This window comes from Amycolatopsis sp. NBRC 101858, from assembly GCF_030269325.1.
Taxonomy (GTDB): Bacteria; Actinomycetota; Actinomycetes; order Mycobacteriales; family Pseudonocardiaceae; genus Amycolatopsis; species Amycolatopsis ponsaeliensis.
In genome coordinates, this window is the sequence record NZ_BSTD01000001.1 from 1250544 (window position 1) to 1274553 (window position 24010).

The following is a 24010-nucleotide window of genomic DNA, read 5'->3' on the forward strand; positions in this document are numbered from 1 at the left end:
TGTGGTGATATGGCGCCATGCGCGTGACGAGCCAGGCACTTCGGACGAACGTGACGCCGTCGCGCGCTTTCTCGGTACTCGCTCACCACAACGCCGCCCGCGGGCTGCCGCCGCCCGCGATGCTGTCGGGCGAGTGGTTCGGTGCCCGGGCGGTGATCGCGCCCTCGCTCACCGTTTCCCCCGGTGCGCTGCCGCCGGTTTCGCCGGTGCCCGCACCGCCGGGCGTGGTCGGCGGCGGCTGGTTCGGCTACCTGTCCTACGACTCCGCGGATCCGTCCGGGCGTTCCGGTGCCCTGCCGGCGGCCGCGTGGGGCTGGGCGGACCACGTGCTGCGGTGGTCGTCCTCGGGCACCTGCTTCCTGGAGTCCCTCGACGGCGGCGGCCCTTCGGTGTCCACTATGGAGTCGCTGCTTTCTTCTCCGCCGCCCGATCTCTCCTGGGCGGCCGGGCCGCTGCGGCGTCCGCTGCCCTCGGAGCACCGGGACGCGGTGAAGGCGTGCGTGCACGCGATCGAAGCCGGGGAACTGTTCCAGGCGAACATCTGCAGCCGGTTCACCGGTTCGTTTTCCGGCTCGCCCGAAGCATTGTTCGCGGCCGGGGTGGCTTCGCTGGATCCGCGCCGGGCGGCGTTCGTCGCAGGCTCGTGGGGCTCGGTGGTGTCGTTCTCGCCGGAGCTGTTCCTCGCACGGCACGGCCGGGCGGTGCGGTCGACGCCGATCAAGGGGACGCTCCCCCGGCGTGGCCCCGCCGACGACGGGAACGCCGTGCTGCTGCGCCGGTCCGCCAAGGACGTCGCGGAGAACGTGATGATCACGGACCTGGTGCGCAACGACCTGGGCCGCGTGTGCGAGGTGGGGACCGTGGCGGTGCCGTCGCTGCTGCGGGTCCGCCCGGCGCCGGGGGTCTGGCACCTGGACTCGACGGTGACGGGAGTGCTGCGGCCGCCGGTGTCCGACGCTTCGCTGCTGGAAGCGACGTTCCCGCCCGGGTCGGTGACGGGCGCGCCGAAGATCCGCGCGCTGGACCTGATCGCGGAGCTGGAGCCGTGCGGACGCGGGGTCTACACCGGCGCGATCGGGCTGGTGTCACCGGCGGCGGGGCTGGAGCTGAACGTCGCGATCCGGACGTTCGAGATCCGCGCCGGCACCATTTCCCTCGGTGTCGGCGGCGGGATCACGGCGGATTCGGACCCGGAGGCGGAGTGGCAGGAGTGCCTGCACAAGGCGGCACCCCTGGAACGCCTACTTGCCGGGGTCGAGCAGTAGCTTGCCGACGGTCTTGCGGGAACGCAGGGCCTCGTGCGCGCCGCGGGCGTCCGACAGGGCGAACTCGCCGCCCGGGATCGCCTTGAGCTTGCCCTCTTCGACGAGCGCGAACAGCTCGGTGAGGGCCGTCCCGAAGACGTTGCCCGGCAGGCGGAAGACGTGCGGCAGCCACATGCCGCTGATCGTCGTGCTGTGGCCGAGGAGGTTGCGCAACTCGACCGGCTTCGGGCTTTCGCGCCCGGCCATGCCGTAGAACGCGAGCCGGCCGAACGGCGCGAGCGCAGCGATGCTCTGGTCGGTGGTCGCGCCGCCGACCATGTCGAGCACGACGTCGACGCGCCGGCCCTCGTTCGCCTCGAGCAGGGTGGCGGTCATGTCCTCGGCGCGCGAGTCGACGGCGACGTCGGCGCCCAGTTCGAGGGCCAGGGCGCGCTTCTCGTCGCTGCTGGCGGTGGCGATGACACGGCCGGCGCCCCAGGCCTTGGCGAGCTGCACGGCGATGGTCCCGACCCCGCCGGCGGCGGCGTGCACGACGACGGACTCGCCGGCTTCGAGGTGGGCGTTCTTCTTGAGCAGCACCCAGGCGGTGGCGCCCTGGACCAGCATGGACAGCGCGGTGAGGTCGTCGATGCCATCGGGAACGGGGAAGGTGGTCACCTCGGGCGCGACGGCCTTCTCGGCGTAGCCGCCACCGCTGTTCAGGAGGGCGACGACTCGCTCTTGGTTTTGCGTCCTCCCGACCACCTCACCACCGGGAACGAGCGGCAGCTCGGACGGCGCGAGGTAGCTGTTTTCGGCCTGGTGGGTGTCGGCGTAGTTGACCCCGATGCGGTCGACGTCGATGAGGACCTCGCCGTGGCCGGCCACGGGATCGGGCAGCTCGACGGGCGTGAGCACCTCGGGTCCGCCGAACTCGGTCACCTGCACTGCGCGCATCTGCGTTTCCCTCTCGGTCGTCCTTGTGAGACATTCTGACATATGTCTCACTCGGCTGAGTTCGACCTTGCCCGCGACTGGTTCCTGGCCGGCCGGCGGGTGGACATGGGCGAGCTGGCCCAGGCGCTGTCGATCAGCCGCGCGACGCTCCACCGCCGAGTGGGATCCCGCGACCTCCTGCTGGGCGAGATCCTGTGGTCGCTGTCGTCGGCCTCGATCGCCCGGCTGTGGCCATCCTGCGCCGGCCGCGGGGCAGCCGGGGTGGCTGACTTCGTGAGCGGGTACGTCCGGTTCGCGAACGAGTCACCGCCTTTCCGTAACTTCTTGCGGCGGGAGCCGGAGAGGGCTCTGCGGCTGCTGACGACGCGGGCAAGCGTTTGCCAACAGCGGACGACGGCGGAGTTGCGGTCGCTTTTGGAGGGCGAGGTGGCGGCGGGCCGGCTGGAGCCGCCGTTGCCGGTGCCGGATCTGGCTTACCTGCTGGTGCGGATCGGCGAGTCGTTCGTGTACACGGACGTGATCACCGGGGATGCGCCCGATGCGGAGAAGGCGCATGCCGCGGTGACCGCGTTGTTGACGTGAACCCAGTCAATGCAAAATCCGATGTTCCGGAATTCGTCCACTCAGCCGTTTCTGCCACAAATCCACGAATCGAGCAAGCTCGACACTACCGGCCTGCACATCCAGATGAGACGGCACACCGACTTCCGGATAGATCACCCTTCTCATTTCCTCCGGATACCCGAGGTCTGCCCACGCGGAGTCCAGAAGGTCGAACCGAGCAGGTAAGTCCGCGACGGCCTCCTTGACCGCAAAAACGACATAGTACTGCCAAACGCTTCCCGAATCACCGGTTTCATTCACTCGCATCTCTCCGGCGAACCGCTCCGCGGATTCCACATCCGCAGCCAGCAGAAGCGAGATCTCGAACTCCTCACGAGTCATGGGCAGGCCTCGTCGAGCCAGACCATCAACGACTCGCATGAGCTCATCGGTGTTCAGCAGGCCAGTACGCCACCCATACGAGAGCTCTCCGGCATACGGAAAGCCGAACCCGAAAAAGGACTCCGGGTCGAATTTCGCCCAAACCTCTCGCATCAGCAAGTCCCTCGGTTACTACCTACGCGGCTCGAACGCTTCATGAACAAGGGTCCCCGTGTGGTTGATGATCCAGTGGAATACCCCGGTGGCACCATTCACCTCACCCGGCACCGAGACGTGCAGCACGGTGAACGGATTACGAGGATCGCGCTGGCGCTGACGCCATACTGTGCCGCTTTCGGCGATCTTGTCCTGCATCCAGGCCGCGGCACGGTGGTAAGGGTCGGACTTCACCGCGGCAGAACTCCCACGGGGAGCGTTCTGGACGAGGTCCTGAGCCTCCTGAGCCGTCGGCTGGAAATGTTCCTTCGGCGCCACGTTGCAGTTGTGGACCAGGACGGCAGTCGCGGCGGCACCCACGAAGTAGTCGTGGACCTCGTCCACCGTGAGGTCGTAGACCGGCGCCTGCTGCTCGAAGTGCCGGACCGACGTGACGAGCACCGACCGGCCATCCGCCGAGTGTAGGTGCTCGCCCGGGACCAGCGTCCCGATCGCGACCCAGTCACCTGCCTCTTCCACCCAGACGGGGTGCCAGTCCGTGGCCGTCAACGACGAGCCCGAGTCCAGGGTGACCTCGGTGCGCGCGTCCTCGTCCTCGTGGACGAGCGTGCCCACCACCTTGTGGTCCTCGGCCTCGCCCGTTGCCGGGTTCGTCGTGCGGACCACGTCGCCGTCGTGGACCTGGTCGATCGGCTTTGTCGTGCCGTCCGCCAGCAGCACCAGCGTTCCCGCCACGAAGCTGTGCAGCGCGCACGAAGCTCCGCTCTCCGCGCCCTTCGCTTCCTCGGCCCCGTGGGCCACCTCCGAAGCTGCCCGCTCGGCGTCGGCCGCCGCGTTGGCCGCCTTGTCCGCGTCCGCCAGGACCTTCTCCGTGTCGACGATGACCTTCTCGGCCTTCTCCACCTCCTTGCCGAAGGTGATCAGGGCCTTCGCGCCCTTCCAGAAGTCCGCGATGATCTCGCCGGCCTTGAGGATCTTGCCCCACGGGATGAAGTTGATGACCGTCCGGACGCACGCGCCGAACGCGCCCTGCGTCACGCAGTCCTTGATGTCGTCCCAGCCGATGAGCCCCTTGACCAGCTCGCCCGCCGCTTCGACGAAGACGTCCCACTTGGACTTCTTCACCACCGCCTGCGCGTCCTTGTAGGCGGCTTGGCTGATGCCGGAGTTGCGGATCGCCTCGTCACGGGCGTACTTGCCGTTGTGCTTGTCGATCTCCTGCTGCGTGTGGTGCCCCTGGACGTTGCAGCTCGGGTTCCACGAACACCCCTCGGCCTGCGGCGTGCCCGCGTTGCACAGCAAGCCGTCCGAGCCCATGCTGTAGCACGCCGACAGCCCCGACGGGTCCGACTCCGTCACCGGCGAGTTGTTCGCGTACGCGTAGGCGTTCAACGTCTGCGGCAGGTCCGGCGTCAGCACCGGGTCGGCCGTCGTGAAGCGGCCGGTCGTCGGGTCGTAGTCGCGGGCACCGAGGTGGGTCAGGCCCGTCGTGTCCTGATAACCCCCGACGAAGCCGTGCTTGTCCGGCCACGTCGACGTCTGCGCGCGGACGTTGCCGAACGGGTCCGTGTACCGCTGGTTCGGCTGCAGCGTCCCCTGCGTGATCGACAGCCCGTTCGTGCCGTGCAGGTCACCCAGCATCCACTTCAGGCCCGTCGAACCCACGCGCTCGGCCACCTGCGCGCCGCCGTGGGAGTAGTAGCGGATCGCCGTCGACGCGTGCGTGCCCGCGGCCTGGATGATCTCCAGGTCGCCGATCGACAGCGTCGCGCCGGTCGGGTCGTGGGCGATCAGGCGGTTGCCGTCGGCGTCGTAGACGTACGAGCTGGTACCCGTCGGGTCCGTCTCGGTCGCCGGGTGGCCTTCGGCGTCGTAGGTGTAGGTCTGCGTGGTGCCGCCGACGTTGCGGGTCTTGACCGAACCCGCCTCGTCGTAGGTGTACCCCGTGGTCGACGTGCCGTTCGGGCCCCCCGCGCTGGTGCCCTGCAGGGCGTGCGGCCGCACCGCCGTCGCGCCCGAGGACGGGTAGTTGTACGTCGTCGTCACGTCGCCGGCGGGCTTGTGCTCGACCTGCGTCTTGCGGTTGCCCGTCTTGTCGAACGTGTACGTGTTCCAGTACGGCGCCGCGCCACCCAGGGTGGACGCCGACTTCGCCGTCGCGCAGTCACCCGACGACGGCGTCCACGCGTCCGTCATCCGCTGCAGGTAGTCGTAGTCGAAGCACTGGATGTCCGCCGCCGCACCGGACGGCGTGTCCGCGATCTTCCGGACGTTGCCCGCCGGGTCGTAGCTGTAGGTCCGCTTCGTCAGCTCGGCCCCGACCTGCGTCTCGCGGCTGACCGTCGTGGTCTGCGACCGCCGGGTCACCTCGTCGTAGGTCTGGGTCACGCCGACGTTCGACGTCGACGTCGCGCCGTCCAGCTGCAGCGTCGACCGCTCGTTGAGCGACGTGTACCCGGTGGCGGACACCAGGTCCGTGCGGGCGCCGGTCGTCGAGTCGAGCGCGTAGGTCGTCGACGGCAGGCCCAGGTCCGTGTAGCCGTGGACGACGTGCTCCTGGTGCAGGTTCCCCGCCGCCGGGCTGACGGTCTCCGAGATCGCACCGGTCGCCGTGTACTTCGTCGAGAACTCGTAAGTCCCCTTGAGCGCGTCTTCCTTGGCCGGGATGTCGACGGCGGTCTTCGTCGGCCGGCTGAACGCGTCGTAGGCGACGACGCGGTTCGTGTAGCCGTCCGCGCCGTCCCAGCGGGTCGACGACGCCGGCAGCCCCAGCCCGTGCGCGACCGTGTCGTAGGACCACGACGCCAGCAGCGGACCGGTGTCGGAGTCCTTGTTCTCGCGGACCTTCCGGCCGAGCGTGTCGTAGGTGTAGACCAGCGTCTGCCCGCGGGCGTCCGTCGTGGTCTTGACCTGGCCGGCCTGGTCGTAGGTCGTCGTCGACTTGCCCGCGTCCGGGTCGTTCTGCTCGATCTTGCGGCCGCGCAGGTCGTACTTGGTCGACCAGACGTTGCCCGACGAGTCCTGCACGGACGTCTGCGCACCGGCCGCGTTGTACGCGTACGTGGTGACGTCGGCCGGGTTCGCCCCGCCCGGCGTGTAGCCGTTGGTGTACTGCAGCCGCTGGGCGGTCTGCCCCTGCGCGTCGGTGACCACTGTGGACGGTGAGCCGCCCGCCGGTGGGATCGTGGTGGTGCGCTCGCCGTCGTAGCGGGTCGTCGTCCGCCACTGCTCGACGCCCTTCGACAGCAGGATCGACGCCGTGGGCCGCGCCCGGCGGTCGTACTCCGTGACGGTCTGCGCCTGCACGACGTTGTCGGCCGCCCCGACCAGCGCGCTGCCCGGGCCCGACGCGTCGTTGTAGAACGGCGCGTTCGTCTTGAACTGGAGGCCGCGCGAGTCGTACAGCGTGTCGGCGATGATCCGGCCGCCGCCCTGCGCCGGGACCTGGGTCTGCCGGGTCCGGCCGAGGTGGTCGTAGATCGCGTAGGAGTCCGTGTAGGCGTTCGTGTCCTGCAGCGTCCTCGTGCGCACGTAGACCGGGCCGGTCTTGCTCTGGCCGTACTCGAAGGTCGCGCTCGCCGCCTGGCTCCGGGTCCGGCCCGGGTTCCAGACCGCGGTCTTCCGGCCCAGCGCGTCGTAGTCGATGTCCGTCGTGACGCTGTTGACGTCGGACGACGTCGTCGGGTTGCCGCGGGCCGGTTCGAGCGTCGTCGTCGACGTCCAGCCGGCCGGGTTGGTCGTCTTGATCTGGGTGACCGGACCGCCGGTGACCGGCACGAACTCGGTCTTGGTCAGGTTGCCGAACACATCCCGCGCCTCGGTCTCGCGGCCGAGGTCGTCGTAGGTGTTCCCGGCCGTGGCGACGTAGTGCTTGCCTGCCGCGTCCCACGTGTCGAGGGTGTCCTGCTCGGTGATGTCGCCCTTGGTCGGCGGCTCCCCGACGGCCTGGTGGTCGTAGGCCACCCGGACGTCGGTGATGCTGTTCGCCGCGGTCTGCGTCGCGTCGCAGTTCCCGCCGAACATGGCGACCGTGCTCGACCGGTCGAACATGCCGCCGGTGTTCGCGAGGTAGGCCGTGTTCGTGCAGGTGTCGTCCGCCGGAGTAGCGGTGTCGCCCAGGTCTTCCACCTGGGTGGTCATCCCGTTGTCGTCGAACTCCTTGTTCACCTGCGTCCGGCGGTAGGTCGTCCCGTCCGACAGCAGCATGCGGCCGCGGACGGACTGGGTGTCGGTCATGTACGCCTTGAGGCGCCCGTCCGAGCTGGTCGCGGTCGGGCCGCGCAACCACGGGTCGTTGATCGACGCCGAGTCGACGGTCTTGCCGTCGGCCAGGTACGTCCGGGACTCGCGCACGAAGCCCTGCAGCGGGTCCTTGTCGGTGATCGTCCCCTTGTCGGAGTCGGTGACCACCTCGCCGTCCATCCCGCGCAGGTACAGGGATTCGGTGACGGTCTGCACCGTGCCCGGCGCGCCGATGGACGTCGTCACCACGTTGTACCCGCGCCACTGGTTCCAGGTGCGGCGGGCGTCGGGCGTGAACTGGCTGTCGTCGTAGTGCCAGGCCGCGCTGTCGACCGGGTAGGCGTAATGGGTCTCGACCGGGACCGAATCACCCGGCCCGTCGTCCTCCGTGACGTCGGTGACGACGTACTTGTGGAACCAGTCCAGCACCGGGTCCTTCGACTCGGGCGGACTCCAGTAGGACGCGTAGCAGCGGTACTTGTCCGTCTGCGGCGACGCCGGCATCTTCGTGCCCGGCACGCAGTCCTGTGCCGAGTAGTTGACGGAGATCCGCCCGCCGGTCTCGGTCCGGATCTCCTTGAGCCGGCTGCGGGTGATCGCCGCGTACTTGTCGCCGAGCGTGTCGACGCGGTTCGGGAAGATGTAGCGGTCGAACTCCGTCGGCGGCAGGGTGATCGGCGTGGTCCCCGCCTTGCCGGTGTGGGTGACCGAGTTCAGCCACGGCGCGGGCGGGGCGTTGTCCCCCGATCCCGGGTAAGACTGGACGAGGTCCCACTGGTCGATGTCGTGCGGGGTCGTGCCGGCGAAGTACTGCGTGCGGACCGCGGTCAGGCGCTTGCGGGTGAAGAAGGCGGGAGCGCCGTAGTCGCAGGTCGCGCCCTCGGCGCAGATCTGGTCGAACGGGACGTCCGGCCAGTGGGCCGCGTTCGCGGCCGTGAGCTTCGCCGGGGCGCAGTCGAAGGACTGGTCCGGGATGCACCGCTCGGCCGTGTCGAACACGACCTGGTTCGTCGGGCCGCTGCCGTAGACGCTGCCGTTCGCGAGCCGCAGGCCGTACTCGATGCGCAGCGGGTAGCCGCCCGCCACGTACGGCGTGCCGGCCGAGGTGACGTTCAGGTTCAGCCCGTAGGAGTTCTTCTCCGGCTGGTAGTAGTACGAACTGACGTTGCCGTGCGAGTCGACCGAGTAGTCGAGGTTCCAGCGCCACCCCTGCTGGCACCACGAGTGCGCGAAGTCGCCCGCCTGGAAGCAGTCTTCGCCGGCGTTGTTGCCGAACACGGGAACCGTCCACGCGGACTGCGTCTCCGGCTTGCCACTGGTCCAGCCGGGCAGGTGGTTGAGGCCGAAGTAGTACTGGGTGCCGTCGCCGGTGGTGACGCGCCAGTGCTGGCCGTGGGAGACGCCGTTCGCCGCCCCGGTCAGGAGCTCGACCTTGGACCCGTCGTCGCTCTTGGGCCGCCACAACGTGTCGTTGACCTTGATCAGCTGGGTCGAGCGGCCGCCGAGGACGAGTGACGCGTTGTCCGGACCCCAGCACTGGTCGCCGGTCTTCGTCTGGCCGTTGTTGCCACCCAGGTCTTCGCTGCAGCCCTGGTAGTTGCGCTCGATGAACCCGCCGGGGGTGAAGTCCCAGCCGTCGCCGATCCACGACGCCTGGTTGTTCGTCGCCGACGTCAGGCCGTCGATGCTGCCCGAGGAGTAGGACAGCGCGAGGTTCGGCGCCGCGCCGTTCGGGGCCTTCGGCGTCTCGAACGGGTAGCTGTAGGAGAAGTCGCCACCCGAACCGCCGCCGGACCAGTCGCCGGCGGCCGACAGCGGCATCGCCGTGGTCGAGCCCGCGGAACCGGCGGCCGCCGCCGCGGCGGCCAGCACCTGCGTCCGGCCACCGGTCACGACGTCGGCGGTGACCTGCTTCGCCTTGGCGTCGTTGGCCGAGCCCGCGATCGGCGTGCGCTCGCGGCACTCCGGCTTGTCCGGTGTGGACAGTGCGCAGGCCGGCAGCGTGAACAGCCGGAGCCGGTCGCTCCAGCCGCCGCCGAACGCGTTCGCGAAGCCGCTGTAGTCCAGTCCGACGTGGACCGGGCCGTCGGCGGCGCCGGTGACCGCGAGGACGACGCCGTCGAGGCCCAGCGCTTCGGCGGCCTTGTGGTCGGCGACCTTCACGTGCACCTTGGCCGGCTTGGCGGCGGCCGCGGCGCGCCCGAGCCGCACCGGGGTGTCGGCGGCGCGCAGCTGCTGCGTGGCCGCCGGGGCCAGGTCGACGTCGGCGTCCTTCGCGGCGGGCCAGACCGGCGGCGTGACGGGCGGCGTGCCGATCTTGATGTCCGGCAGCTTCCCGGTGGCCACCGGGCTCACCGGGACGCTCTTCTCCTTTTGCCCCGGCGGGACCGTCCAGCCGCCGCCGGGGCGGGCCGGTGCGGCGACCGCCGTCGCGCCGGAGCCGAGCATGACGACCGCGAGCATCGCCGCGACCACTCTGGACGACCGGACCGGCCGGGTCCATCTGGCACTACTACGCATGGAAGATCTGCCCGTTCTGGGAAAAGTTCGGGTGAGCCGGGGGAAGGAGTCCGCGGGGACTACGGGTGGTCGAGGATGGCGTCGGCGTTGATGTGCTGCTGGTCGAGCACACCGCTGTAGACCCGGATACCGCGCAGGTCGCCGTACCAGTAGTCGCTGTCCTGGCCCTTGAAGCGGCCTCGCCCGAGGAAGAGGTCCTCGAGGTCGTTCGCGCCGTTCCAGCCGATCACGTTGTCGACGCACTTGGTGCTGAACTGGTAGGCGTCCGTCGTCGCGTAGAGGCACGCCCGGTGCGCCACGGCGTCGTACGTCCCGGCGAGGTGGGTCCAGACGCCGGACTCCGCGTCCGCGTCCGGCGTCGCCAGGATGGCCACCGGCGTCGCCGGGGTGGACTCCTTCATCCACATCGCCCAGCTCCAGCGGGGGTGCCAGGTGCCGTTCGCGTCCTGCACGCCGCGGTAGCCCAGGAGGTACGGCGAGAAGTTCGCGCCGTTGGCCCCGAGCGCCGTGCGGCCGGGCTTGTCCACGCCACCGGGATCGGACGGGTCGCGCTGCTTCTCGCGCGCCGCGTCCGCTTCGGTCCAGGTGTGCTTGACCCAGGCCTCGACCGTGAAACTGCGGTCGCTGCGGAAGTTCTCCGGGCGCGGCCCTTCGACCTGGGAGCCCCACTCGAACGGGAACCGGGCGACGTTCGCACCGCTCTCGTCGGTCGTCATCTGGAAGTTCCCGGACGGCGTGCCGGTCGCGCCGCTGACGGAGTCCGTCGTGGTGCCGTCGAGCTGGTAGTTCGCCCGCAGCACCGCGGTGTTGGCGAGGCCGGCCACCTCGGCGGCGGGCAGTGCGCGGTCCCAGACCTGGATCTGGTCGATCGAGCCCACGAAGGCGCCGACCGGCCGGCCGGGCAGCTTCCCGATCCCGAACGGCCCGGTCGAGCGCCACACACTGCCCGCGGGGATCACCGTCTCCGAAGCGAGCGCGCCGTTGACGTACAGCCGTTCCTTGCCCGCGACCGAGTCGTACTCACCGGTCAGGTGCGTCCACTTCCCGGCGTACGGGGTGATCGACGTCCCCGCCCACCGCCAGTTGCCCGCGTCCCCGACGGCGTCCGTGGTGCTCATCCCGAACGCGACGTTGTCGGGCGAAGAGCTGAGCATGAACGAGTCACCGGCGGTGCCTTCCTGCATCACCAAGGTGTAGAAGTCGGACTTGTCCAGCTTCACCCAGGCCGAGACCGAGAAGCTCTGCGCGGTGTCCACCACCGGGGACGACGTCGCCGCGTACCCCGGGCCCGAGCCCACCATGCCCTGGCCGGTGCCGTGGCCGATCGAGTCGTCGGTGGCGGACTGGCCCGCCGAGTCCGAGTACCCCGGGCCGAACGGTAGGCCGGTGAACGCGAGGGTGTTCTCGGTTCCGGTGGCGTCCCGCGGATCACCGTCCAATGTGTACTCGCGAGCCGCGCCGAGGCCCGCCGGGACGCCGTTCGCACCGTACAGCGTGGTGACGTCGCTCGCCGACAGAGCGCGGCCGAACACCGCCGCCTCGTCGATCGAGCCCTTGGTCAGGTAGGTGCGGACCCCGCCCCACTTGCCGCCGCCGAGCACCAGCGGACCGGTCACGTTCGCCGCCGTCGCGGACACCGTCTGCTGCGGGGCGCCGTTGACGTACAGCGCCGCCGTGTGCGCGGTCGCGTCGTACACCCCGGTGAGGTGGGTCCACGTCCCGGCGGCGGGTGCGGCCGTCGAAACGGCCGAGGTGACCGCCGGGTTGGCGACGTCCGAGCCGCTCAGGCTGAACGCCCACTTGCCGGTGCTCAGGTACTGCAGGGCGAACCCGCTGGTCTGGTCACCGTCCTGGGAGAGCACGGCCCGCTGGCCGGTCAGGTCGGCGGGGTTCACCCAGGCGGAGACGGAGAACGACTTGGTGGTGTCGACGATCCGGGCCGGCGTCGCGAAGTAGTCGCCCGCCTGGCCGCTGAGCGCCGCGGCCTGGCCGAGCTTGCCGGTGGCGAAGGTGCCGGTGCCGGCACCGGCGTAGCGCATGCCCGCGACCTGCGAGCGACCGTCGCCCTCGAACTGCCAGGACGCCACCGGAGCCGCGGCGTCCTTCACCGTGAACGCGTAGTCGATCCGGTTCGACGGGGTCTTCGCCCGGTTGCACGACCACGCGCTGAGCACGTGCGGGCCCGAGCTGCCGGGCGCGATCGCCGTGGTGCCGGGCCCGTTCAGGGCCTTCGGCTTCACCGTGCCGGCCTCGGTGCCGTCGCAGCTCGGCGCGGCCGTGTTGTCCAGCTTCCAGACGTAGTGGTCGACCGGAGCCGCCGTGCCGGCCGCGGTGAACGTGAAGTCACCGGGGCGGCCGGGGCCACCGCCGTACGCGCCGGACGGGTAGGTCTGCGACGCGATGCCGGGCGCCGCGGGCGGGGTCAGCTCGACCTCGGCCTCGCAGGGCACCGCCCACGCCTCGTCCCTGCCGTCGGTCGAATGGACGTCCCACGAGTAGAAGCCGTCGGCGTTCATCTCGTCCTTGGGCAGCGTCGTGACCGCGTTCCGGTTCGCCTGGTTCGCGTCGCTCAGGATGTTGTTCGAACCGAACTCCCGGCCGTCCCACGCGTAGTTGCCCGTGCTGACGAGCCCCTTGTAGATGCGGAACCGGGCGTCCAGCTGGTAGCCGTCCGGGTCGGAGACGTTGGCCCGGGTGACGTAGCCGGTGGCGGTCGGGCCGAGAACCGGCCGGGAAGCGCCCTGGACGCAGGGGTAGGACTGCGTGCCGTTGAAGAGCGCGAGGTTCTTCGGCTGGTTCGGCGGGGAGTTGTAGTTGACCGAGAAGCCGACCTGCGGCGAGTAGCGCTTCCAGGTCGCCTGGTCGCCTTCGTTCGGCGAGACGAGGCCGAACGTCCACGTCGGAGAGTTGCCCTTGACCGCGCTGTCGATGGTCGAGGTGATGTCGAAGCCGGCGTTGTTGACGTCGCCGGAGCAGTTGCCGCCGACCGTGCCGACGGTGTTCCACCAGGCCGGTCCGCTGTTGAACTTCAGCCCGGCGCTGATCCCGCCGGCCCAGACCACGTTGTTGGTCGCCGAGCAGGTGCCCGAGTTGGTCAGGCTGAGGGTCAGCGACGCGCCGTAGATCTTCTTGCCGATGAGCCCGCCCAGGTTCATCTCGACGAAGGACCGCGCGGTGACCAGGTGCCCGCTGCAGCTCGACCTGGCGTCGTAGGTGTAGCCGGTGCGCAGGTTGTCGTCGCTGTCCCACACCGCGTCCCCCGGCGTCTTGCCCGAGCCGCAGGCGTACTGGACCAGGTAGTGGTTGCGGCCGCACGCGCCGCAGTAGTTGTCGTGCCAGGTCGGGTCGACGTAGACGGGGTAGACGGTGTCGGCGGCGGCCAGCAGCTTCGGGTCGGGGGTGAGGGTCAGCTTCGTCCCGTCGAGGGCGACGCCGACGGCGGCGCGGTGCCCGGCCGGGGCCGGACCGCGCGTGAAGTCCTGGACGCTCGTCTCGACGCCCGAGGAGTCCCACATCGTGGCGGCCGGCGCGGTGAACTTCTCGTCGCCCGCGGCGTTGCGGACGTGCAGCGAGCCGTCGGCGTCCCTGGTCACGGTGCCGCCCCGCACCGGCACGCCGAAGTCGAGCTTCGCCAGGTTCTTCGCCGCCTCGGGCGTCTTGACGACGACGACTTCGTGGACGGTGTCGACGTCGACCTCGACCCGCAGGTCGACCCCGGGCAGCACCTCCGGGTAGGTCGCGGTCGAGCCGGTGACGACCGGCTCGGGCAGGGCGCCGGGCCAGTCGAACCCGGCCGTCGTCCCGTCGCGGGTCAAGCGCAGCAGGGGCTGCGCGCCGACGGACTTCGCGGTGCGGCCCGCGCCGGCGGAAAGGGTGATGCCGGTCGTCGCGGCCTTGGGGGCGAGCACGCCGTCCTTCGGCGCCAGTGTCGAATCGGGCGTGGACCAGGCGCCAGCCTGCTTGACCCGCACGGGCCGCAGGTGGCGGGTGGTCGTCATCGTGCCGTCCGGGTTGGCGAACGTCTCCGCGGTCTCGGTGGTCTGGTCCATGACCTGGATGCGCTTTCGCGCCTGGCCGGCGTACCGGGCCGCGGTGGCCTCGTCCGGCGCGGTGTCCGGGGCCTGGGCGACGACGTCGGCCGCGGCGGCCGGAGGCCGCAAAAAAGCCGTGGCCGGAAAGATTCCGAAGGCCACGGCCAACACCACGAAAAGCACGCCACGTCTGGATCTCAGCCGCGAAGAACGCACGTCGAAAGCCACGCGAAGATTCCCCTCACTCCGCGGCCGGACAACCCGGGCCGCGCCCAGGAGTTACGATCACCGATGATCGACTGCGACGGTAGCGGCCGAACGGCTTAATTCGGATCTCACATCGATCACTTACGACAAAACAGACATTTCCTGTTGTGGCCCTTGTTACTTCGCGGCGCGCGAAGCCAGCACCGCGTCGTAAAGCTCCTTTTTGGACACTCCGGTGGCCTCGGCGACCTCCGCCGCGGCGGTCTTCAGACGCTCACCCGCCGCGACCCGGGACTGGACCTCGCCCACCAGGTCCGCCACCGAAACCTCCCGCGGCTCCGCCCCGGAAAGCACCACCGTGATCTCCCCGCGGACCCCTTCCGCGGCCCACTCCGCCAGTTCCGAAAGCGAACCCCGCTTCACCTCTTCATAGGTCTTCGTCAGTTCACGGCACACCGCGGCCGGCCGATCCGGGCCCAGCACCGCGACCGCGTCCGCCAGCAACGACGCCAGCCGGTGCGGGGACTCGAAGAACACCGCCGTCCGGGGCTCGTCGCGCAACGACGAAAGCCAGCGCGTCCGCTCGCCGGGCTTCCGCGGCGCGAAACCCTCGAAACAAAACCGGTCGCACGGCAAACCGGACAAAGCGAGCGCCGTCGTCACCGCGGACGGGCCGGGCAGGCAGGTGACCGGGATGTCCGCGGCGACGCACGCCGACACCAGGCGGAACCCCGGATCGGACACACTGGGCATACCGGCGTCCGTCACCAGCACCACCGACTCGCCCGCGCGTAACGATTCGAGCAACTTGGGCAGGCGGGCCGTCTCGACGTCTTCGTAGAAGCTCACCACCCGGCCGCGCGGGGTCACCTCCAGCGCCGAGGCCAGCGAGCGGAACCTGCGGGTGTCCTCGGCCGCGATGACGTCGGCTTCCGCCAGCGCTTCCGCCAGGCGGGGCGAGGCGTCGCGGACGTCGCCGAGCGGGGTGGCGGCCAGGACGAGACGACCGGGAAGTACCGAGGGGCTCACCGGGCCAGCCTAGGCTGATCAGCGGATCCGGACGACGCACGCCCTGTCCCGCCCGTAGGATCGCCCCCGTGACCGCCGTGCTGACCCGTCCCGACGACGAAAGCGTCCGGCCGGACCCGGTCGAGGCGCTCCGGCCGCCGACCGACCGCGAAGTGACCCTGCTCGGCCGCGGCATGCCCACGGACCGGTTGCGCGGCTGGGTCGTCACCCTCGTGCTGACCCTGATCGGCGGCATCGTCCGGCTGCAGAACCTCGGCGTGCCGACGGACAAGGGCAGCCCGGTCTTCGACGAAAAGCACTACGTGCCGCAGGCATGGCAGGTGCTGCGCAACGGCGGTTACGAGGACAACTACGGCTACGAGCTGGTCGTCCACCCGCCGCTGGCCAAGCAGCTCATCGCGATCGGCGAATGGCTGTTCGGCTACAACGGCTGGGGCTGGCGGATCATGCCCGCGCTGGCCGGCACCCTCATCATCTTCCTGACCATCCGCATCGCCCGCCGCCTGACGCGCTCGACGCTGCTCGGCGCCATCGCCGGCATCCTGGTGATCAGCGACGGCGTGCTGCACCTGCAGTCGCGCATGGGCATGCTCGACATCTTCATCGCGCTGTTCGTGCTCGCCGCGTTCTCCTGCCTGCTGGTCGACCGCGACCAGGTGCGCACCCGGCTCGCGACGGCCGTGCGCGAGGGCTGGGTCAACGAGTCCGTGTGGGGCCCCAAGCTGGGCTTCCGCTGGTGGCGGTTCGCGACCGGGCTGATGATCGGGCTCACCTTCGGCGTCAAGTGGTCGGCGCTGTACTACATCGTCGCGTTCGGGCTGCTGTGCGTCGGCTTCGACGTCGCGGCACGGCGCGCGGCCGGCGTCGAACGGCCCTGGCTGGGCACGATCCGCCGCGACGTCGCGCCCGCGCTGTGGGCGATCCTGCTCATCCCGTTCCTGATGTACCTGAGCGCGTACTGGGCCTGGTTCGCGAGCGAAACGGCGACCGACCGGCACTACACCGAGATCAAGGACATCGCGCCGGGCTTCTGGTCGTGGGTGCCGGCGTCGCTGCGCTCGCTCGGCGACTACTCGGCGAACGTCCTGCACTTCCACGAAACGCTGGTCACGCCCAAGGACAACCCGCACCCGTGGGAGTCGAAACCGTGGACGTGGCCGATGGGGCTGCGCCCGATGCTCTACAGCTACGACGGCGACGTCACCGGCTGCGGCGAGTCCCGCTGCGTCAGCGCGACGATGCTGATCGGCACGCCGGCGATGTGGTGGCTGGCGATCCCGATGCTGGGCTGGTCGGTGTGGCGCTCGTTCTTCCGCGCGGACTGGCGCTACGCGGCCGTGCTGGTGGGCTACCTCGGCGGGTACGTCTTCTGGTTCACCAACATCGACCGCCAGATGTACTTCTTCTACGCGACGCCGTTGGCCGCGTTCCTGGCGCTCGGGTTGACGTTGTGCCTGGGCCAGATCCTGGGCAGCGCCCGCCGCGGGTTCGAAAGACGCGGGACGGGTCTGCTCGTGGTGTCGTTGTACGTGGGCCTGGTGGTGGCGAACTTCGCCTGGCTGTGGCCGATCCTGAACGGCGTCGCGATCACCACGGGCCAGTGGGAAGCCGAGCGCTGGCTGCCGTCCTGGCGGTAGCTCAGCCCGCGAAGTACGCCCCCGGCGTGACGCCGACCGCCCGCGGGGAGTACCGCCGCGGGGTCTGTGCACCGAACTGCGGCCAGCGCCGCCTGCCGCCCCGGAGGCGCACGCGCACTAGCTCGAGGATGCCTCGCCGACCTGCGCTCCCGGGAAGCACGCATCGCGCCGCGTGATCGAACGCAACGGCACCGGCTCCGCCGGCAAGTTGCGGTACTGGTGCCGGCTCAGCCCGCGAAGTACGCCCCCGGCGTGACGCCGACCGCCCGCCGGAACGCTGCGACGAACGCGCTTGCCGAGCTGTAGCCCACCCGGTGGGCCACCGCCTCCAGCGGCGACCCCTGCGCCAGCAACGGCAGGGACGCCCGCAACCGCACCTGCGTGCGCCACGTCCCGAACGGCATCCGGCACTCGCGGACGAAGATCCGCGCCAACGTCCGCTCCGCCGCGCCGACGTCGCGGCCGAACTCCGCCAGGCTGCGCGGGTCCGCCGGGTTCGCCAGCACCGCCCTCTCGACGTCGCGGGCGCGCGGGTCGGCCGGGGACGGGACCACGATCGGGACCACGTCGAGGGGCTCCAGCAGGTCGAACGCCACCGCCTCGGCCCGCAGCCGCGCCTCCGGGGCCACGCCGTCGCCGGTCAAGTACTCCAGGAGCTCGCGCAGCAGCGGGCGGACGACCACCATCCGGGGCACGGGCCACGACACCGGGGACAGCGCGGGCTCGGCGTAGATGCCGCGCAGGGCCGCCCGGCCGAGCGCGCCCGTGCGGTGCTGGACGCCCGCCGGGATCCAGAGCGCCCGGGTCGGCGGGAGGACCCAGCCCGCGTCGCCCGCCTTCACCGCGACGACCCCGCGGGCCGACCAGACCAGCTGGTGCACCGGGTGCTCGTGCTCGGGGAACCAGGTGCCGGCGGGCAGGTCGACCTCGCCGAGGAGCATGGCGCCAGGTTGGCTGTTTCGCGACATCGGTTGTCAGGCTATCGGCTATCGGTCACGGAGAGGGCACCCTAACGTCGGACGCATGCCGATGAACCTGATCCACCGCAAGATCTGCAGCTCGGAGAAGTGGGCGGCCACCGTCGAGGAACGCCTGACGCCGTGGCTCAAGGACCGAAACCTGGGTGACGACGTGCTCGAGATCGGCCCCGGGTTCGGCGCCACGACGAAGGTGCTGCTCGACGCCGTCCCGAAGCTGACGGTGCTGGAGATCGACCACGCGTCGAGCGAGCTGCTGCGGGCGAAGTTCGGCGACCGCGCCGAGGTCGTCGAGGGCAGCGGCGCGGAGATGCCGTTCGAAGACCGCCGGTTCTCGGCCGTCGTCTGCTTCACGATGCTGCACCACGTGCCGACCCGGCAGCTCCAGGACGCGATCTTCGCCGAGGCCGCACGAGTCCTGCGCCCGGGCGGCACGTACTGCGGCAGCGACGGCCAGCTCAACTTCCGCTTCCGCCTCCTGCACATCGGCGACACGATGAACGTCATCGACGCGCAGACCTTCCCGGGACGGCTCGAGAAGGCGGGGTTCGAGCAGGTCAGCGTCGACCTGCGGCCGAAGGAGCTGGTGATCTTCGAAGCCGTGAAGCCCGCTTAGCGGCGCGGCAGCTGGTTCCCCGGCTGGCGCGGCACCACCCGCGTCACCGGGCCGTCGGCCGACTTGCCCGCCCGCGACAGCCACCCCTCGACCTCGCGCCGCACGGCGTTCAGCGTCGGACGCCGACGAGGCTCCGGGTCCAGGGAAGCCGCCAGCAGCCGCGCGTGGGCGCTTCGCTGGGGAAGCCGGGTCACGGGTTCCGCCCGGGCTGCGGCCATCAACGCCGCCATCGGGGTCTCGCGGGTACCGCGCGGGGGCTGGCCCGACAGCGCGTAGCTGATCGTCGCCGCCAGCTGCCACGCGTCCGATGCCGGGGATGCCGTTGCGCCCATCGCCTGCTCCGGGGCCACGAAGTCCGGCGTGCCGATCATCATTCCGGTCGCCGTCATCTTCGAGTCGCCCTGGCTGCGGGCGATGCCGAAGTCGATCAGGTGGGCCAGGCCGCTCGGGTCGAGGATGACGTTCGACGGCTTGATGTCGCGGTGCAGGACGCCCTTGTCGTGCGCCGCCGCCAGCGCGCCGGCCATCGTGGCCCACAGGCGGCCGGCCGCGACGTCGTCGAGCGGGCCCTGGCCGTCGACCAGCTCGGCCAGCGGACGGCCCTCGAGGTACTCCATCACCAGCGCGAGGCCGTCCGGCTCCTCGGCCAGGTCGTACACCTTGACGCAGTTCGGGTGGCTGACCACGGCCAGCGCCCGGGCCTCGCGCTGCATGCGCTCGGCGGTGTCGCGGTCCGGCGCGTGCGCGATCTTCAGCGCGACCGTGCGGTTGAGCTGGGTGTCGACGGCCTGCCAGACCGTGCCGAACCCGCCCGCGCCGAGCTGCTTGACGCGCCGGTAGCGGCTGCCGCCGGCGTTGCGCGAGCCGGGCGGCGGCGGGATCGGGCCGGGCGCCGCGGCCAGCGCGCCGGCCATCGGCGGCGGCTCGGGCGCGGCCGCCAGGGCCGTCTTGGGATACGGGCGGTTGACGGGAGGTGGGGGCGGCGGCGGGGTCGGGCGCGGCTGGACCTGCGACGGCGGCGGCCCCTGCGGCTGCTCGTCGCGGCGCGGCGGCGCGTCCGACCGGTTGATGACCGACCACGGCGGCGGCCCGACCATCGCGACCGGGATCAGGCCCAGCACGCTGAACGGCAGGAAACCCAGGAAGAAGTGCAGCGCGGTGTTGGCCTCCATGCCGACGCTGAACACGAGCATCGCGGCGAACGGGATCCAGAAGAACCGCGACGGCCACTTCGGACCGCGGCGGAAGGCCGTGCGGCCCTGCAGCATCACGAACAGCAGCGAACCGGCGCCGAGCACGACGAAGGCCGCCAGGTAGACGAAGACCGGGAGGTCGTCGGGGCCGGTGCTGCCGGCGGAAAAGACGTCGAAGACGGTCTGCCGCCCGCCCAGGTACTGCTTCTGGTTGTCCACCCAGCAGAAGCCACTGGTCAACGTGGCCGTCTCCGCCTTGGACAGCCCGGACTTGGTGCCCGCGAACTCCGCCCGGAAGACGCCGGACACGCCGTTGGACAGCAGCCACGGCAGGATGAGCGCGCTGACCAGCCCGATCGCGGCGAAAACGCCCAGCGTCGTCGCGTCGTAGCGGTTGCCCGTGCCCTTCCGGATGATCGACACCGCCAGCGCGCCGATCGGCGGCAGCAGTGCGACGAGCGCGCCGGCCGCACTCGTGGCCCAGACCCAGTCGCCGGGGCAGAAGCCCGGGCCGAACAAGGAATGGGCTAGCGAGAGCAACGCGCTCGCGAGTCCGTTCACCGCCGGGCTCCCCTCACTGTCCGTGTTCACTACGTACCATCACGCGGCGTTTTCCCGCGGTCCAGCTTAGGACGCAGCCGGCCGCCGTGAGGTTGCCGGGTCTCAAGGGTGCCTGGAATCCGGCGAGCCCGCCGCCCGCGCGTCATGATGGGGTCGGTGTGGACGTTCGACGCGAAGGAGCGGGCATGGGCGCGTACTCCGAGGCCTACCAGCGGAGCCTGACCGAGCCGGACGCGTTCTGGCTGGAAGCGGCCCGGAAAATCAGCTGGTCCACGCCCCCGGAGCGAGCGCTCGACGCGACCAACCCGCCCTTCTACCGCTGGTTCCCGGACGCCGAGCTGAACACGTCGTACAACGCGCTCGACCGGCACGTCGAGGCCGGCCGCGGCGGCCAGGCCGCGCTGATCTGGGACTCTCCCGTGACCGGACAGCAACGCACCTACACCTACGAAGAGCTGCGCGACACGGTCGCGAAGTTCGCGGGTGCACTCAGCTCCCTCGGAGTCACGAAGGGTGACCGCGTCATCGTCTACCTGCCGATGGTGCCCGAAGCCGCGATCGCGATGCTGGCCTGCTCGCGGATCGGCGCGGTGCACTCCGTGGTCTTCGGCGGGTTCGCGCCCAAGGAGCTCGCGGCGCGGATCGAGGACGCGAAGCCGAAGGTGATCCTGGCGGCGTCCTGCGGCATCGAGCCGACGCGGGTCGTCGAGTACAAGCCGATCATCGACGGTGCGCTCGCGATGACCGAGCACCAGCCCGACCACGTCGTCGTGCTGCAGCGCGAGCAGGCACCGGCCGAGCTGTCCGGCCGGGACCTCGACTGGCGCGAGCTCGCGGCGAACGCCACCCCGGCCGAGCCGGTGCCGGTCGCGGCCACCGACCCGCTCTACATCCTCTACACGTCCGGGACCACCGGGAAGCCGAAGGGCGTCGTGCGCGACACCGGCGGTCACGCGGTCGCGCTCGCCTATTCGATGGACGCGGTCTACGACATCCACGCGGGCGACATCTGGTGGACGGCCTCCGACGTCGGCTGGGTCGTCGGGCACTCCTACATCGTCTACGCGCCACTGCTGGCCGGCGCGACGACCGTGCTCTACGAGGGCAAGCCGGTCGGGACGCCGGACGCGGGCGCGTTCTGGCGGGTCATCGCCGAGCACGGCGTCCAGGCGCTGTTCACCGCGCCGACCGCGCTGCGGGCGATCAAGAAGCTCGACCCGGACGCCCGCGAGCTGGAGAAGTACGACCTCAAGGCGTTCAAGACGCTGTTCATGGCCGGTGAGCGGCTCGACCCGGAGACCTACCACTGGGCGCACGAGAAGCTCGGCACGCCGGTGATCGACCACTGGTGGCAGACCGAGACCGGCTGGGCGATCGCGGCCAACCCGCGCGGCCTCGAGCCGATGGCGGTCAAGGCCGGGTCCGCGACCAAGCCCGTCCCCGGCTGGGACGTCCGGATCCTCGACCAGGCCGGCGACGAGCTGCCGGCCGGGCGCGAAGGCGCCATCACGGTCAAGCTGCCGCTGCCACCGGGATCGCTGCCGACGCTGTGGGGCGACGACGAGCGCTACCGCGAGGCCTACCTCTCGCGCTACGACGGCTTCTACCTGACCGGCGACTCCGGCTACCTCGACGAAGACGGCTACCTGTTCGTCATGGGCCGCACCGACGACGTCATCAACGTCGCCGGGCACCGGCTTTCGACGGGTTCGATGGAAGCCGTGCTGGCCTCGCACCCGGCCGTCGCCGAGTGCGCCGTCATCGGGGTCGCCGACCAGCTCAAGGGCCAGCTGCCGCGCGGGTTCGTCGTGCTCAAGGCGGGCGAGGACATCCCCGAGGACAAGCTGCGCGACGAGCTCGTGGCCATGGTCCGCCGGGACATCGGGCCGGTCGCGGCGTTCCGCGATGTGTCCATTGTGGACGCGCTGCCGAAGACGCGGTCCGGGAAGATCCTGCGCAAGACCATGCGCGCGATCGCCGACGGCCGCGACGAAGCCGTGCCGTCCACGATCGAGGACCCGGCCGTGCTGGACGCGATCCGGGCCGCGCTCCGCACTTCGTAAAGTATTGTTCCAAATGCACCGGCTGGTCTGTACCTTTGGGAGGAGTCCCCGACCGGAGGTGCCCTGATGCGCTTGTCCAGAGCCGTCTCGACCGCGGCGATCGTGAGTCTGACGGCAGTCGGCCTGCCCGCTGCCGCAGCGGCCTCCCCAGCCGCTCCGGAACGCAGCGTGACCGACGTCGTCCCGGCGCCCGTGTCGGCGAAGGCCGACCCGCGGGGCGATTTCAAGCTCACGCCGTTCACGGTGATCAGCGCCGACCGCGGCGCCGGCCAGGTCGCGGACTACCTGCGCGGCCTGCTCCGCCCGGCCACCGGCTACCCGCTGCCGGTCGTGCCGCGCTCGTGGGGCGTGCCCGCGATCTCGCTGCAGCTCGGGCACGACGCCCGGATCGGCACCGAGGGTTACGAGCTGAAGGTCGGCCGCGACGGCGTTTCCCTGAAGGCCAACACCGCGGACGGGCTCTTCGAAGGCGTCCAGTCGCTGCGGCAGCTGCTGCCCTCGGCGATCGACGCGAAGCGCGTCCAGCACCGGACGTGGACGGTCGCCGGCGGCTCGATCCTCGACTACCCGCGCTTCGGCGAGCGCGGCGCGATGCTCGACGTCGCCCGGCACTTCTTCAAGCCGGACCAGGTCAAGCTGTACATCGACCAGATCGCCCAGTACAAGATCAACACCCTGCACCTGCACCTGGCCGACGACCAGGGCTGGCGCATCGAGATCAAGAGCTGGCCGAAGCTCGCGACCGTCGGCGGCAAGACGGCGGTCGACGGCGACCCGGGCGGCTACTACACGCAGAAGCAGTACCAGGACATCGTCGCGTACGCGGCTTCGCGGCACATCACCGTGATCCCGGAGATCGACATGCCGGGGCACACGAACGCGGCGCAGTCGACGTACGCGGAGCTGAACTGCGACGGCAAGGCCGTCCCGGTGCGCACGGACACCGAGGTCGGCTACAGCTCGCTGTGCATCTCCTCGCCGATCACGTACAAGTTCGTCGACGACGTCGTCCGCGAGCTGGCGGCCATCACGCCGGGCCAGTACCTGCACATCGGCGGCGACGAGGCCCACGCGACGCCGCCCGCGGACTACCTGACCTTCCAGCAGAAGGTGCAGCCGATCGTCGCCAAGTACGGCAAGAAGGTCACCGGCTGGCACGAGATCGCGAAGTCCACGCTGCCGGTGTCGGCGGTCCCGCAGTACTGGGACTTCGGCGGCGACAACGAGTCCGTCGCGGCGGCCGCGGCCCGGGGCAACAAGATCCTGATGTCGCCGGCGAACTACGCGTACCTGGACATGAAGTACAACCCCGAGACCCCGCTGGGCCAGGACTGGGCCGCGCTGGTCGAGGTGAAGGACGGCTACGGCTGGGACCCGGCGTCGCTGGTGACCGGTGTCGGCGAGAAGCAGGTCGCGGGCGTCGAGGCGCCGCTGTGGACGGAGACGATCCGCACGAGCGACGACATCGAGTACATGGCGTTCCCGCGGCTGCCCGGCATCGCGGAGATCGGCTGGTCCCCGAAGTCGACGCACAACTGGGACGCCTACCGGCAGCGCCTGGCCAAGCAGGCCCCGCGCTGGGTGACCCAGGGCATCGACTTCTACCGCAGCCCGCAGGTCGACTGGAAGTAG

The 24010-nt window shown here is 70.5% G+C and carries 13 protein-coding genes; 6 read left to right on the top strand and 7 right to left on the bottom strand.

The annotated features are described in order from the left end of the window. The first annotated feature begins 17 nt into the window (after positions 1 to 17). Positions 18 to 1265, top strand: coding sequence for an aminodeoxychorismate synthase component I (locus tag QSK39_RS05920; protein WP_285476626.1), 1248 nt, complete (start codon positions 18 to 20; stop codon positions 1263 to 1265). Here the strand turns inward: QSK39_RS05920 and QSK39_RS05925 are convergent. Continuing rightward, entirely contained in the window at positions 1242 to 2201 is a 960-nt protein-coding gene (locus tag QSK39_RS05925; RefSeq protein ID WP_285476627.1) for a quinone oxidoreductase family protein, read from the bottom strand. The genes QSK39_RS05920 and QSK39_RS05925 overlap by 24 nt on opposite strands. Before the next feature lie 105 nt (positions 2202 to 2306). Here QSK39_RS05925 and QSK39_RS05930 point away from each other — a divergent pair, with 105 nt between their 5' ends. After that, entirely contained in the window at positions 2307 to 2783 is a 477-nt protein-coding gene (locus QSK39_RS05930) for a QsdR family transcriptional regulator (RefSeq protein ID WP_285476628.1), read from the top strand. A 6-nt stretch (positions 2784 to 2789) separates the two neighbouring features. Here the strand turns inward: QSK39_RS05930 and QSK39_RS05935 are convergent, their stop codons facing one another. From QSK39_RS05935 to rsmI, 4 genes are all read right to left on the bottom strand, one after another. Continuing rightward, a complete protein-coding gene (locus QSK39_RS05935) occupies positions 2790 to 3299 on the bottom strand; it encodes a DUF2247 family protein (RefSeq protein WP_285476629.1) in 510 nt (169 codons plus the stop codon). Between the two features lie 18 nt (positions 3300 to 3317). Continuing rightward, entirely contained in the window at positions 3318 to 10007 is a 6690-nt protein-coding gene (locus tag QSK39_RS05940; protein WP_285476630.1) for an RHS repeat-associated core domain-containing protein, read from the bottom strand. 116 nt (positions 10008 to 10123) lie between these two features. Further along, on the bottom strand, positions 10124 to 14224 hold the full coding sequence (locus tag QSK39_RS05945; RefSeq protein ID WP_285476631.1) for a LamG-like jellyroll fold domain-containing protein: 4101 nt from the start codon (positions 14222 to 14224) through the stop codon (positions 10124 to 10126). A 255-nt stretch (positions 14225 to 14479) separates the two neighbouring features. Beyond that, positions 14480 to 15331, bottom strand: a complete 852-nt coding sequence (gene rsmI / locus QSK39_RS05950) for a 16S rRNA (cytidine(1402)-2'-O)-methyltransferase (protein WP_285476632.1) — start codon at positions 15329 to 15331, stop codon at positions 14480 to 14482. Positions 15332 to 15399: 68 nt separating this feature from the next. Between rsmI and QSK39_RS05955 the strand changes: the two genes are divergently transcribed. Beyond that, positions 15400 to 16968, top strand: coding sequence for a dolichyl-phosphate-mannose--protein mannosyltransferase (locus tag QSK39_RS05955; RefSeq protein ID WP_285476633.1), 1569 nt, complete (start codon positions 15400 to 15402; stop codon positions 16966 to 16968). Positions 16969 to 17195: 227 nt separating this feature from the next. Here QSK39_RS05955 and QSK39_RS05960 read toward each other — a convergent pair whose 3' ends face one another. Next, on the bottom strand, positions 17196 to 17909 hold the full coding sequence (locus QSK39_RS05960; protein ID WP_285476634.1) for an AraC family transcriptional regulator: 714 nt from the start codon (positions 17907 to 17909) through the stop codon (positions 17196 to 17198). 82 nt (positions 17910 to 17991) lie between these two features. Here QSK39_RS05960 and QSK39_RS05965 point away from each other — a divergent pair, with 82 nt between their 5' ends. Continuing rightward, positions 17992 to 18561: a class I SAM-dependent methyltransferase gene (locus QSK39_RS05965; protein ID WP_285476635.1), complete on the top strand. Its 570-nt coding sequence runs from the start codon at positions 17992 to 17994 to the stop codon at positions 18559 to 18561. Here QSK39_RS05965 and QSK39_RS05970 read toward each other — a convergent pair. Further along, positions 18558 to 20315, bottom strand: a complete 1758-nt coding sequence (locus tag QSK39_RS05970; protein ID WP_285476636.1) for a serine/threonine-protein kinase — start codon at positions 20313 to 20315, stop codon at positions 18558 to 18560. The two genes, QSK39_RS05965 and QSK39_RS05970, sit on opposite strands and share 4 nt — an antisense overlap. Before the next feature lie 185 nt (positions 20316 to 20500). Here QSK39_RS05970 and QSK39_RS05975 point away from each other — a divergent pair, with 185 nt between their 5' ends. Together QSK39_RS05975 and QSK39_RS05980 are read left to right on the top strand one after the other, a co-directional pair. After that, complete coding sequence (locus QSK39_RS05975) at positions 20501 to 22378, top strand: propionyl-CoA synthetase (RefSeq protein ID WP_285476637.1); 1878 nt, start codon at positions 20501 to 20503, stop codon at positions 22376 to 22378. Between the two features lie 66 nt (positions 22379 to 22444). Beyond that, on the top strand, positions 22445 to 24010 hold the full coding sequence (locus QSK39_RS05980; protein WP_285476638.1) for a beta-N-acetylhexosaminidase: 1566 nt from the start codon (positions 22445 to 22447) through the stop codon (positions 24008 to 24010).

What these genes read in the sequence shown, in the direction of transcription:
- QSK39_RS05925 (WP_285476627.1), bottom strand. Translation starts at nt 2,201, where the DNA reads ATGCGCGCAGTGCAGGTGACCGAGTTCGGCGGACCCGAGGTGCTCACG.
- QSK39_RS05960 (WP_285476634.1), bottom strand. Translation starts at nt 17,909, where the DNA reads ATGCTCCTCGGCGAGGTCGACCTGCCCGCCGGCACCTGGTTCCCCGAG.
- QSK39_RS05920 (WP_285476626.1), top strand. Translation starts at nt 18, where the DNA reads ATGCGCGTGACGAGCCAGGCACTTCGGACGAACGTGACGCCGTCGCGC.
- QSK39_RS05940 (WP_285476630.1), bottom strand. Translation starts at nt 10,007, where the DNA reads ATGCTCGCGGTCGTCATGCTCGGCTCCGGCGCGACGGCGGTCGCCGCA.
- QSK39_RS05980 (WP_285476638.1), top strand. Translation starts at nt 22,445, where the DNA reads ATGCGCTTGTCCAGAGCCGTCTCGACCGCGGCGATCGTGAGTCTGACG.
- QSK39_RS05935 (WP_285476629.1), bottom strand. Translation starts at nt 3,299, where the DNA reads ATGCGAGAGGTTTGGGCGAAATTCGACCCGGAGTCCTTTTTCGGGTTC.
- QSK39_RS05975 (WP_285476637.1), top strand. Translation starts at nt 20,501, where the DNA reads ATGGGCGCGTACTCCGAGGCCTACCAGCGGAGCCTGACCGAGCCGGAC.
- QSK39_RS05965 (WP_285476635.1), top strand. Translation starts at nt 17,992, where the DNA reads ATGCCGATGAACCTGATCCACCGCAAGATCTGCAGCTCGGAGAAGTGG.
- QSK39_RS05930 (WP_285476628.1), top strand. Translation starts at nt 2,307, where the DNA reads ATGGGCGAGCTGGCCCAGGCGCTGTCGATCAGCCGCGCGACGCTCCAC.